Origin of the sequence: Haematobacter sp., from assembly GCF_032102465.1 — a bacterium.
Classification (GTDB): domain Bacteria; phylum Pseudomonadota; class Alphaproteobacteria; order Rhodobacterales; family Rhodobacteraceae; genus Haematobacter.
In genome coordinates this window covers 1-12,048 of the sequence record NZ_DAMDHB010000062.1, presented here as the reverse complement: position 1 = coordinate 12,048, position 12,048 = coordinate 1, and the positions used below count along the sequence as shown (strand labels likewise).

The following is a 12,048-nucleotide window of genomic DNA, read 5'->3' as shown; positions in this document are numbered from 1 at the left end:
CCTGAGCCTGAGCCTGAGCCTGAGCCTGAGCCTGAGCCTGAGCCTGAGCCTGAGCCTGATGCGGCCGCATCATGTTGCTTCGGCGATCTCCGCGACCAGCGGGCCCGGCAGTGCACCGCGCAGCGGGGACGGGCCCGCGTCAGCTCCCCCGATAGGTGGAGTAGCTGTAGGGGGAGATCAGCAGGGGCACGTGGTAATGGCTGTCTTCCGCCATGCGGAAGCGGATCGGCACGATGTCGAGAAAGCGCGGCTCCGTTCCCTGTGCACGCAGGTAGGGGCCGACATGGAATTCCAGCTCGTAATCCCCGGTGACGAAGGTCTCGGCAGGCAGGATCGCCCCGTCGGTGCGTCCGTCCGCATTGGTGACCAGCCGCCGCAATTCCTGCCGCCCGCCATCCGCCAGCCGGTAGAGAACCACGGTCATCCCCGCCGCGGGCACGCCTTGCGCGGTATCCAGAACATGGGTGGTCAGATATCCCGCCGCCATCTCTTGCCTCCTCATCTGCATTCGGCATTTCATGCCTGCGATCGCCATGGAAAGCGACCGTCTTTCGCCCGAACAGGTGCTTTCGCGATTTTCTGATAATCCGATGCCGCGCCCCGGAGTAGAAACGACCGAGAAGAGGGAATGAAAATGAACCGTTATCCGCGCAACATGCTGGGCTACGGAGCCAACCCGCCCGATCCGAAATGGCCGGGCGGCGCGAAGGTCGCCGTGCAGATCGTCCTGAACTATGAGGAGGGGGGCGAGAACTCCGTTCTGCATGGCGACGCGGCCTCCGAGGCGTTCCTGTCCGACATCGCGGGCGCGGCGATGTGGCCGGGCCAGCGGCACTGGAACATGGAATCGATCTATGAATACGGGGCGCGGGCCGGGTTCTGGCGGCTGCACCGGCTGTTCACGGCCATGGACATTCCCGTGACGATCTATGGGGTGGCGACGGCGCTTGCCCGGAGCCCGGTGCAGGTGCGCGCCATGCAGGAGGCAGGCTGGGAGATCGCCTCCCACGGGCTGAAATGGGTCGAGCACAAGGACATGCCGGAGGAGGAGGAGCGCCGCCAGATCGCCGAGGCGATCCGGCTGCATACCGAGGTGACGGGAGAAGCTCCGCGCGGCTGGTACACGGGCCGGTCCTCCGCCAATACCGTGCGGCTGACGGCCGAAACGCGGCGCTTCGACTATGTCTCCGATACCTATGACGACGATCTGCCCTATTGGCTTGATGTGGAGGGGCATGAACAGCTCGTCATCCCCTATACGCTGGAGGCGAACGACATGCGCTTCGCCACCGCGCCCGGCTATATCACCGGGGAGCAGTTCTACACCTATCTGAAGGACACGTTCGACACGCTCTATGAGGAGGGGGTTGAGGGTGCGCCCAAGATGTTCTCCGTCGGGCTGCACTGCCGTCTGATCGGGCGTCCGGGCAAGCTCGCCGGGCTGAAGAAGTTCCTGCAATATGCGCGGCAGAAGGAGGGGGTCTGGTTCGCCCGCCGCGTGGATATCGCGGAACACTGGCACCGCACCCATCCCGCGCCGACCCGCCGCGACCGCCCGACGCTTTTGCCGCAGGACGCTTTCGTGGCCCGGTTCGGCAGCGTCTATGAGCATTCTCCCTGGATCGCCCAACGCGCCTGGGAGCTTGAGCTCGGGCCGGAGCATGATTGTGCGATCGGGATGCATTCCGCGCTGACCCGCATCTTCCGCAGCGCGACGGAGGCGGAGCGTCTGGGCGTGTTGCGCGCTCACCCCGATCTGGCGGGCAAGCTGGCAGCCGCCAGGCGGCTGACGGCCGAATCGACGGCGGAGCAAGCCTCCGCCGGGCTCGACGCGCTGACCGACGAGGAGCGGGAGCGCTTCACCCGGCTCAACACCGCCTATGTGGAGAAGCACGGCTTCCCCTTCATCATCGCGGTGCGCGACCACACGAAAGACCAGATCCTCGCCGCCTTCGAGGCGCGGATCGAGAATCACACCCCGACCGAGATCGAGACCGCCTGCCGGCAGGTGGAGCGGATCGCCGAACTCCGATTGAAGGACATGCTGCCGTGAGTGGATATTACGCCGGGATGGGCGGGCTGCCCCCGCAGGATAGGCTGATGACGGGGCGGGCCATCTTCACCGAGGCCTATTGTTTCATCCCCAAGGGGGTAATGAGCGATATCGTGACCAGCCTCTTTCCCGGCTGGGACAAGACGCGCGGCTGGATGATCGCGCGGCCCATGAGCGGGTTCTCGGAGACCTTCTCGCAATACATCATGGAAGTGGGGCCGGGCGGCGGCTCCGATGCGCCGGAGCCGGACGCGGGTGCGGAAGGGGTGATCTTCATCGTGGAGGGGGAACTCGCCCTGACCTACGGCGGGATGACCCATGCGATGTCGGCGGGCGGCTATGCCTATCTGCCGCCGGGGCTGAAGTGGACGTTGCGCAATCCGGGGCACGGGCCCGCGCGCTTCCACTGGGTGCGCAAGTTCTACGAAACTGCCCCCGGCGTGGACAGTCCCGAGGCCTTCGTGACCAACGAGCGGGAAATCGAGGTCAACTGGATGCCCGACACGGGCGAACGCTGGGGCACCACGCGGTTCGTGCCGCCCTCCGACATCCGCCACGACATGCATGTGAACGTCGTGACACTGCGCCCCGGCGCGCGGATCCCGTTCGAGGAGACGCATGTCATGGAGCACGGCCTCTACGTGCTGGAGGGCCAGGCGGTTTACAAGCTGAACACCGACTGGGTGGAGGTGGAGCCGGGGGACTTCATGTGGCTCCGCGCCTTCTGCCCGCAGGCCTGTTATGCGGCGGGCGACCGTCCGTTCCGCTATCTGCTCTACAAGGACGTGAACCGCCACGCGCGCCTTCGCCGGTTCTGAAGGGGTCTGTTCACCGCGGCCCGCCCTGCCTATCGTCGGCGGGAGAGAGATAACCGGGGTCGGATGATGGGCACACGGCCGTTGCGAAACCGCCACCTTCGCCATCCGGTGGAGGCGGCACGCGCTCTGGTAAGCCACCGGCGTTCGCGGGGGGCGGATCTGGCGCTCGCCACCTTTCTGGCCGGCATCGCGGGATGCGCCAATGCGGGCGGGTTCTTTGCCGTCGGGCAATATACCTCGCATATGACGGGTTACCTGTCGCAGGTCGCCGATGGCCTGGTGCTGATGAACCTCAGGATGCTCGGCATAAGCATCGGGGCCATCCTCTGCTTCATGCTGGGCGCGGCGACGAGTGCCGTGCTCATCAACTGGGCGCGGGAGCGGCACCGCCAGCGGCGGCGGCAATATGCCCTGCCGCTGACGGTGGAAGGTGTCCTCCTTCTGCTTTTCGCCACCTTCGGCAGCGGCGCCGCGCGGGAAGCGGGGGAGCCGGGTCTTCTGGCGGCGATGCTGATGCTCTGCTTTGTCATGGGCCTACAGAACGCGACGATCACCAAGATCTCCGGCGCCCGCATCCGCACCACCCATGCGACGGGGATGATCACCGATGTGGGGATCGAGGCGGGCCGCGCCGCCTATCGCCTGATCGCGCCCGGGAGCGGCGTCCGGGTGAACGGGGCGAACCTGCGGATGCTGCTGCGGATTCTCGGCGCGTTTCTGGCGGGCGGAATCGCGGGCGCGGTAGGGTTCGGCAGGTTCGGATTCGTTTTCGCAATGCCGCTCGGGCTGTTGCTGCTGGCCATCTCGCTGCCGATGTTTTTCGCAGGCCGCCGGATCGCCCGCGTCTGACTGTCGCAACAGGCTGGAAATCTGTAATTTAGCCGCAAATTTGGGCGTGACGTGTTTGCGGGCCGCGCCAAGTTTCCGTATGGATGGCTCAACATCCAGCCAACATGACGCCGACGTGGACATTTTCCCGCGAAGGCGAAGCAGACCCTCTATACGGTCGGTCCCGGCCGGGATGACGTGATTGAAAAGGAGAGACCAAAATAGAACAGAACCTCCTGCTCCTTCTCGTCTGCTTACCTTTTATCGGCAGTCTCGCGGTGCTCACGCTCAGTCCGCGGGCAAGGGATGCCGTGACATGGGTGTCTGCTGCGGTGAATGCGCTGGGGGTTGTGATCCTCTACGTGCTCAGACCCTATGTGCTGGACGGGGTGATTCTCAGAAACCGCATCCGCTGGCTGCCGGAGCTCGGCCTGGATTTCACGCTCCGGCTGGACGGGTTCGCCTGGTTCATGCTGCTTCTGGTGTTCGGGATCGGGCTGCTGGTCGTCATCTATGCCCGCTACTACCTGACGACCAAGGATCCGGTGCCGCGGTTCTTCAGCTATCTCCTTGCCTTCACGGGCGCGATGACGGGGATGCTGGTGTCGGGCAACCTCATCATGCTGGTGGTGTTCTGGGAGCTTACCAGCGTCTTCTCCTTCCTGCTCATCGGGTTCTGGTATCACAATGCGACGGCACGGGACGGGGCGCGGATGGCACTCATCGTCACGGGGGGGGGCGGTCTGTGCCTGCTGGTCGGGGTGCTGATCCTTGGCCATATCGTCGGCTCCTACGATCTGGACTGGGTTCTTGCCTCCGGCGATCTGGTGCGGGCGCATCCGCTCTACCGGGTGGTGCTGATCCTTGTCCTGATCGGCGCCTTTACCAAATCGGCGCAGTTCCCGTTCCATTTCTGGCTGCCGAATGCGATGGCGGCACCCACGCCGGTGTCCTCCTACCTGCATTCCGCCACGATGGTGAAGGCGGGCGTCTTCCTGCTCATCCGGTTCTCGCCCGTTCTGGGCGGCACGCCGGAGTGGTTCTGGATCGTCGGCGGCGTGGGCATGATCACGCTGCTGATCGGTGCGGTCACGGCGCTCTTCCGGCATGACCTGAAGGGCCTTCTGGCCTATTCCACCATCAGCCATCTCGGACTGATCACCGCGCTGGCGGGGATCGGAAGCCCGCTCGCCATCGTCGCGGCGATCTTTCACATCGGCAACCACGCGGTGTTCAAGGCATCGCTCTTCATGGCTGCGGGCATCATCGACCATGAGACGGGCACGCGCGACATGCGCCGCCTGTCGGGGCTCTACAAGCTCATGCCCATTACCGGGACGCTGGCCATCGTGGCCGCCGCGGCTATGGCGGGCGTCCCCTTGCTGAACGGCTTCCTGTCCAAGGAGATGTTCTTCGCCGAGGCTGCCGAATGGCACAACGGCTCGGTGCTGGACGATGCGATGCCCTATATCGCCACGCTCGCCGGTGCCTTCGCCGTCGCCTATTCGCTGCGGTTCATCCATGCGGTGTTCTTCGGACCCGCGCCGATCGACCTTCCGAAAGTGCCGCACGAGCCTCCCGCACTCATGCGGCGGCCGGTGGAGCTTCTGGTGCTGATCTGTGTCGTGGTCGGCATCTTCCCGGCCGCGACCATCGGCCCCTATCTCTATTCCGCCGCCGTATCGGTGCTGGGGCGCGATCTGCCCTATTACAGCCTCTCGCTGTGGCACGGTTTCAACCTGCCGCTGGTGATGAGCATTCTGGCCATCGTCGTCGGCGTCGCGATCTACGCGATGCTGGCCCGCCGGCTGCCCGACGGGCCGGAGGGCGCACCCTTCTTCCACCGCCTGTCGGGAGAGGACATGTTCGACCGGACGGTTCTGGCGCTCACCTGGAAATGGCCGCGCGTCCTCATCCGTTACATCGGGACGGAACGGCTCCAGCCGCAGCTTCGCTGGCTGGTGGGGATCGCGCTGGGGCTGGTCGGGCTGACGCTCTGGGGCAGGTTCCGGTTCGCGCCGCAACTGCCGGCAGAGCCGCCGAACCTCGCCTTCGCGATGATCTGGGTCGTGGGCGGCGCCTGCGCCATCGCCGCGGCTTATCAGGCGAAGTATCACCGCTTCGCGGCGCTTGTCCTGCTGGGCGGCGCGGGGGTGGTGACCTGCATGACCTTCGCGTGGCTCGCCGCGCCCGATCTGGCCGTGACGCAGCTGGTGGTGGAGATCGTGACGACGGTGCTCCTGCTCCTCGGTCTCCGCTGGCTGCCGAAGCGCCAGCAGGACATCCGTGTCGATGTAAGCGTGACGGACCGTGCACGCCGCTGGCGGGACTTCGCGCTGGCGGTGATCTGCGGTGCCGGTATCGCGGCCATCGCTTACACGATCATGACGGCCGGAACGGATCGCCCCATCGCCGACTGGTTCCTTGAGCACGCTTATTCCGAAGGCGGCGGCACCAATGTGGTCAACGTCATTCTCGTGGACTTCCGGGCCTTCGATACCTTCGGGGAGATCACCGTGCTGGGTGTCGTGGGGCTGACGGTCTTTGCGCTGCTCCGCCGCTTCCGTCCGTCGCAGGAAAGCGTCGAACTGCCGGAGCAGCAGCGCTTCCAGTCCCGCATCGACCGTGACAGCGAGGAGCGGGAGGAGGAGCAGACGATCCGCGACTATCTCTATGTGCCCTCCGTCATCATGCACTGGATGTTCCCGCCGATCATCGTGCTGTCGATCTACCTGTTCCTGCGCGGGCATGACCTGCCGGGTGGCGGGTTTGCGGGCGGTGTCGTCATGGCGATCGGTTTCCTGCTCCAGTATCTCGCCGCCAATGCGCGCTGGGTGGAGGATCAGCTCACCGTGCTTCCCGTCCGCTGGATCGCGACCGGCATGCTGATCGCGGTGGCGACGGGGGTGGGGGCCTGGCTCTTCGGCTATCCGTTCCTGACGGCGCATGCCCGCTACGTGCACGTGCCCTGGATCGGCGATGTGCCGGCGGCCACGGCGCTGCTCTTCGACCTTGGCGTGTTCTCTGTCGTCGTCGGCGCGACGCTGCTGATACTCATCGCCATCGCCCACCAGTCCATCCGCTCGAGCCGCAAGCAGCGTGAGCCGGAAGACAAAGACCCGAAAGAGGCCGCCTGATGGAAATCGTTCTCTCCCTTGCCATCGGGGTGCTCTGCGCATCGGGGATCTGGCTGATCCTGCGGCCCCGGACCTATCAGGTGATCATCGGGCTGTGCCTGCTGTCCTATGGGGTGAACCTGTTCATCTTCTCCATGGGCGGGCTGCGGCCCGGCGCCCCGGCGATCCTGCAGAAAAGCGGCACCGTTGACCCGTCGCTCTATACCGATCCGGTTCCGCAGGCGCTGGTGCTGACGGCCATCGTCATCAGCTTCGCCACGACGGCGCTGTTCCTTGTGGTTCTCATGGCGTCCCGCGGGTTCACCGGCACGGACCATGTGGACGGGCAGGAGCGCGACTGATGAACGGCACGCTTCCCGACCACCTGATCATCGCGCCGATCCTGATCCCTTTCGTCGCGGGCGCGCTGATGTTGTTCTACGACGATCGCGCCCGCGCGGCGCGGCTCGTCATCAGCCTCATCTCCACCGTCTCGCTGCTGATCGTCGCGGGCATGCTTCTGGCGCAGAGCGAGGGTTCCAACAACACGGGCGGCAACGACGTCGGCGTCTATCTGCTCGGCAACTGGCCGCCGCCCTTCACGATCGTTCTGGTGCTGGACCGGCTTTCGGCGCTGATGCTGCTGCTCACCGCCTGCCTCGCGCTTCCCGCCCTGCTGTTCGCTTCAGCCGGATGGGACAGGCAGGGCCAGCATTTCCACAGCCTGTTCCAGTTCCTGCTGATGGGACTGAACGGCGCCTTCCTGACGGGCGACCTGTTCAACCTGTTCGTGTTCTTCGAGGTGCTGCTGGCGGCCTCCTACGGCCTGCTTCTGCACGGTTCGGGGCGCGCGCGGGTCCGGTCGGGGCTGCATTACATTGCGGTCAACCTTGTCGCGTCGCTGTTCTTCCTGGTGGGGGTGAGCCTGATCTACGGCGTGACCGGCACGCTCAACATGGCCGATCTGGCGCTGAAACTGTCCGTCCTTCCGGTCGAGGACCGGCCGCTCGTCCTCGCGGCGGGGGCGATCCTGGGGGTGGTCTTCGCGGTGAAGGCGGGCATGTGGCCGCTCTCCTTCTGGCTGCCGGGGGCCTATATGTCGGCGGCGGCACCGGTGGGCGCCATGTTCGCGGTGATGACCAAGGTCGGTCTTTACGTGATCCTGCGGCTGTCCACACTGCTTTTCGGGGCGGATGCGACGGTGGCCGCGGGCTTCGGCGCCTATGCCGTTCTGCTCGGGGGGCTTGCGACGATGTTCTACGGGATGATCGGCCTCATGGCGGCGCAGGGCCTGCCGCGGGTTGCGAGCTTCAGCGTGCTGATCTCGGCCGGCACGATCCTGTCGGCTGTCGGGCTTGGCGTGTTCTCCGGGCCGCAGATGTACGCCTCCGCGCTTTACTACATGATGGCCTCCACTCTCGCGGCGAGCGCGCTTTTCCTCATTTCCGAACTCATGGAACGGGAGCAGGGCGCCATCGCCACGATTCTGGCCGTCACGGCGGATGCCTATGGTTTCGGAGATCAGGACCCGGAGGATGAGCCCGATCAGGCGGAAGGCGGGCTGTTCCTGACCGCCACTCACACCATCCTCGCCCTTTCGTTTGCGGTGATCACACTGATCCTTGCCGGGATGCCGCCGCTCGCCGGCTTTCTGGGCAAGGTGGGGCTGATCACCGGAGCGCTGGCCGGACCGGCGTCGCAGCCGGTGCCCCCCCTTGTCTGGGCGTATATCGCACTCCTGATCCTGTCGGGCTTCGCAACGCTCGTGGTGCTGGTCCGTATCGGCATCCACACATTCTGGGCGCCGATGGAGGAGATCGCTCCCCGCATCCGCGTGGCGGAGCTGGTGCCCATCGTGATGCTGATCGGTTTCGCCCTGCTGCTGACGGTGGAGGCGCGGCCTGTCATGCGGTATCTGGGCCAGACCGGGGCGATGCTGGAAAATCCCGGGATCTACATTCATGCGGTGACGGCGGAAAAGCCTTCCACGGGCATCCCGCTCTCTGAAACCGGCAATGGCCGCGCTTCCGCCGGGGGGGTGACGCAATGATCCGCCGCTACATTCCCTATCCGCTGCTCGCGCTGATGCTGACGCTCATGTGGCTGATCCTCACGCGGTTCTCGCTGGGCAATCTGATCCTCGGGATGGCCGTGGCGCTGGTGGCCAGTCAGGTGATGGTGCGCCTGCAACCCTCGAAGCCCCGTATCCGGCGCTGGAGCGTGATCCCGAAGATGTTCGCCATCCTCGGCTGGGACATCATCAAGTCGAACTGGAGCGTTGCCTGGGCCATCGTGTCCAACAAGAAGCGCAACCCGCGCCTGGTGGAGATCCCGCTGGAGATGCGTGATCCGACGGCGCTGGCCCTTCTCGCCATCACCATCACCGCGACGCCCGGTACGGCCTGGGTGGAATACCGGACGCAGGATGGGCGGCTTCTTCTCCATGTCTTCGACGAGGAGGAGGAGGGATACTGGAGGCGCGTGGTAAAGAACCGCTATGAGGCGATGCTGATGGAGGTGTTCGAATGAGCCATACGATCATGACAGCGGCCGTTCTCTATGCGCAGGTGGCCCTGGTGCTTGCCATGTGCTTCGCCACATGGCGCATTCTGGGCGGTCCGCGGGCGCAGGACAGGATTCTCGGTCTCGATACGCTCTATGTGAACGGGATGCTGTTCCTGCTGACCGTCGGCATCCGCTCCGGCAACGTGTTCTTCTTCGAGGCGGCGCTGGTCATCGGGATGCTCGGTTTCGTGGCGACAGTGGCGCTCGCGAAGTTCCTGATGCGCGGCGAGGTGATCGAATGAACCCGGCGATCGACCTTCCGCTCTGGGCAGCCATTCCGGCCGCGGTCTTTCTGGTGATCGGCGCGACGCTGGCGCTGATCGGCTCCTTCGGGCTGGCGCGTATTCCCACGTTCTTCGAGCGCCTCCACGCCCCGACGCTGGGGACAAGCTGGGGTGTCGCCGGCATCGCGATCTGCTCGATGATCGTCTCCACCGTGGTGACCGGCCGGCCGATCATCCACGAATTGCTGATCGCCATCTTCATCATGATCACCACGCCTGTCACGCTGATGCTGCTTGGCCGGGCCGTTCTCTACCGCCATCAGGCGGAAAAGGCGGAAGCGGAGATGAGGCGCGCGGCGCTGGAGCGGGCGGAGCGGGCGCTGGACCCAAAAGGCGCGGAAGACTGACTACGTCACCTGCGCCCTGATGCGGTACTCCGGCTGGTTCCACGCCTCCGTCAGCACCACGTCCGCCATCAGGTCCGCCGCTTTCTCCGTCTCCGCCAGCGTCAGGTAAAGCGGCGTGAAGCCGAAGCGCATGATGTCCGGCGCGCGGAAGTCGCCGATCACCCCTCGCGCGATGAGAGCCTGAACGATGGCATAGGCGTCGGGGTGGCGGAAGGAGACCTGGCTTCCCCGGCGCTCCGGCTCCCTCGGCGAGGCAAGGGGCAGGCCGGGCAGGCGCGCTGCAACCGCCGCGATGAAAGCTTCCGAGAGCCGGATCGACTCCTGCCGCAACGCGTCGAGCGAGACACCTTCCCAGATGTCCAGCGCCGCTTCCAGCGCGGTCAGAGCCAGAACGGGAGGTGTGCCGACACGCATCCGCTCTATACCGGAGGCAGGTGTCCAGTGCGGGTCGAAGGCAAAGGGCACGGCATGCCCCATCCATCCCGCCAGTGCCGGGCGCGCCGCATCGGCATGGCGCGGGGCCACATAGATGAACGCGGGCGCGCCGGGGCCACCATTGAGGTATTTGTAGGTGCAGCCCACGGCGAAATCCGCCCCGGCCTCTGCCAGACGGACGGGAAGGGCACCCGCCGAATGCGCCAGATCCCAGATGGTGAGCGCGCCTGCCGCATGGGCCCTGGCCGTCAGCGCCGCCATGTCATGAAGCCGCCCGGTGCGGTAATCCACCTCCGTCAGCAGGGTTACGGCGATGCTGTCGTCTATCGCTGCCTCCACCTCCTCCGGCGCGACGATGCGAAGCTCCAGTCCCCGATCCGGCCCCCGATCCACCCCGCGATCCGCCCCCCGGTCCAGCGCCGCGACAAGCTCCTGCGCAACATAGAGGTCCGAGGGGAAGTTGCCGCTGTCGGAGAGGATGACCCGCCGCTCCGGGCGCATCTCCACGGCGGCGGAGAGGGCCTGAAACACCTTTACGGAAAGAGTGTCCCCCATCACGACGCTGCCCGGCTCCGCGCCGATCAGCGGGGCGATCCGGTCACCCACGCGGCGGGGCTGGACATACCAGCCCGCCTCGTTCCAGCCGCGGATCAGCAGGCGTCCCCACTCCTGCGTCATCATCCGCGCCACCCTCTCCGCCGCGCTGCGGGGCAGGGGGCCGAGGGAGTTGCCGTCAAGGTAGATCACGCCCTCCGGCAGGTCGAAGGCGGCGCGGGTCTGGCTGAAATCGGTCATCATTCTCCTCCGGTCTGTCCCGAAGGATAAGGGGATCGGCCCTTCCCTTGCAACGGGAGGCTCTGGACCCTCCCTGCCGCAGGAGGCAGGGTGTCGCGGCAATCGCCGGGAGGAAGCTGCCATGATCCATCACCGCATCGCCGATTTCACGGATGCCTATGCCAATACGAAATACATCGCGGGCGGCGACCGCTATCCCGCGCTCTGGGCCGAGCGGGCGGCATCCTGTCGTGAAAAGGCGGGCGAGCGGTTCACCCTCCGAAAGGAAGCCTATGGCTCGCATCAGCGCAACCGCTACGACCTGTTCCTTCCGGAGGGGATGCCGCGCGGTCTGGCCGTTTTCGTGCATGGTGGCTACTGGATGAGCCTCGACCCCTCCTTCTGGTCGCATCTGGCGGAAGGAGCCGTGGCGCGGGGCTATGCGGTGGCGATGCCCGGATACGTTCTCTGCCCCGAGGTCAGCGTCTCTGCCATCTCCCGTCAGGTGGCGGAAGCGATCTCCCATGCGGCGGCGCTGGTGGAGGGACCGATCCATCTGTCGGGCCATTCCGCAGGCGGCCATGCCGTTACCCGGCTGATGTCCGAAGGATCGCCCCTGCCGGAGGCGGTTGCCGGGCGGGTCTCTTCCGTCCTGTCCATCTCGGGGCTGCATGACCTGCGACCGCTGCTTGCGACGCAGATGAATGCGACGCTGCGCCTGGATGCGGCGGAGGCGGCGGCGGAAAGTCCCGCGCTGCTCGCGCCGCGGGGGCGTGCCGCGCGACAATCAGGGTGAGATTCCGCGTCAATCTGGGTGAGACGCCGTGG

General features: G+C 65.8%; 12 protein-coding genes. 10 read left to right on the top strand and 2 right to left on the bottom strand.

Annotated features, from left to right (window positions below; genetic code table 11):
* Nucleotides 1-139: 139 nt before the first annotated feature.
* Nucleotides 140-487: a hydroxyisourate hydrolase gene (gene uraH, locus RT513_RS20050; RefSeq protein WP_290685990.1), complete on the bottom strand. Its 348-nt coding sequence runs from the start codon at nt 485-487 to the stop codon at nt 140-142.
* A gap of 147 nt (nt 488-634) precedes the next feature.
* On the opposite strand from uraH, the gene puuE reads away from it, so the two are divergent.
* The 9 genes from puuE to mnhG all read left to right on the top strand — a co-directional run bounded on the left by puuE (nt 635) and on the right by mnhG (nt 10,011).
* The gene (puuE, locus tag RT513_RS20045; protein WP_290685987.1) at nt 635-2,053 is read left to right on the top strand and encodes an allantoinase PuuE; all 1,419 of its coding nucleotides are present in this window, start codon (nt 635-637) and stop codon (nt 2,051-2,053) included.
* A complete protein-coding gene (locus RT513_RS20040) occupies nt 2,050-2,871 on the top strand; it encodes a bifunctional allantoicase/(S)-ureidoglycine aminohydrolase (RefSeq protein WP_290685984.1) in 822 nt (273 codons plus the stop codon). Before puuE ends, RT513_RS20040 begins: the two co-directional genes overlap by 4 nt.
* Nucleotides 2,872-2,937: 66 nt before the next feature.
* Complete coding sequence (locus RT513_RS20035) at nt 2,938-3,720, top strand: YoaK family protein (RefSeq protein ID WP_313534428.1); 783 nt, start codon at nt 2,938-2,940, stop codon at nt 3,718-3,720.
* Between the two features lie 200 nt (nt 3,721-3,920).
* On the top strand, nt 3,921-6,836 hold the full coding sequence (locus RT513_RS20030; protein WP_290686170.1) for a monovalent cation/H+ antiporter subunit A: 2,916 nt from the start codon (nt 3,921-3,923) through the stop codon (nt 6,834-6,836).
* The gene (locus RT513_RS20025) at nt 6,836-7,177 is read left to right on the top strand and encodes a Na+/H+ antiporter subunit C (RefSeq protein WP_035707316.1); all 342 of its coding nucleotides are present in this window, start codon (nt 6,836-6,838) and stop codon (nt 7,175-7,177) included. Before RT513_RS20030 ends, RT513_RS20025 begins: the two co-directional genes overlap by 1 nt.
* On the top strand, nt 7,177-8,865 hold the full coding sequence (locus RT513_RS20020) for a monovalent cation/H+ antiporter subunit D (protein WP_088216612.1): 1,689 nt from the start codon (nt 7,177-7,179) through the stop codon (nt 8,863-8,865). Before RT513_RS20025 ends, RT513_RS20020 begins: the two co-directional genes overlap by 1 nt.
* Nucleotides 8,862-9,344, top strand: a complete 483-nt coding sequence (locus RT513_RS20015) for a Na+/H+ antiporter subunit E (RefSeq protein ID WP_256947386.1) — start codon at nt 8,862-8,864, stop codon at nt 9,342-9,344. Before RT513_RS20020 ends, RT513_RS20015 begins: the two co-directional genes overlap by 4 nt.
* Nucleotides 9,341-9,622 carry a K+/H+ antiporter subunit F gene (locus RT513_RS20010; protein ID WP_088216613.1) on the top strand — a complete coding sequence of 94 codons (282 nt, stop codon included), beginning with the start codon at nt 9,341-9,343 and terminating at the stop codon, nt 9,620-9,622. The genes RT513_RS20015 and RT513_RS20010 overlap by 4 nt, the downstream gene beginning before the upstream one ends.
* Entirely contained in the window at nt 9,619-10,011 is a 393-nt protein-coding gene (gene mnhG / locus RT513_RS20005) for a monovalent cation/H(+) antiporter subunit G (protein ID WP_088216614.1), read from the top strand. The genes RT513_RS20010 and mnhG overlap by 4 nt, the downstream gene beginning before the upstream one ends.
* Here mnhG and kynU read toward each other — a convergent pair whose 3' ends face one another.
* Nucleotides 10,012-11,241, bottom strand: a complete 1,230-nt coding sequence (kynU, locus tag RT513_RS20000; protein ID WP_290685966.1) for a kynureninase — start codon at nt 11,239-11,241, stop codon at nt 10,012-10,014.
* Between the two features lie 121 nt (nt 11,242-11,362).
* Here kynU and RT513_RS19995 point away from each other — a divergent pair, with 121 nt between their 5' ends.
* Complete coding sequence (locus tag RT513_RS19995; protein WP_290685963.1) at nt 11,363-12,016, top strand: alpha/beta hydrolase; 654 nt, start codon at nt 11,363-11,365, stop codon at nt 12,014-12,016.
* Nucleotides 12,017-12,048: the final 32 nt, after the last annotated feature.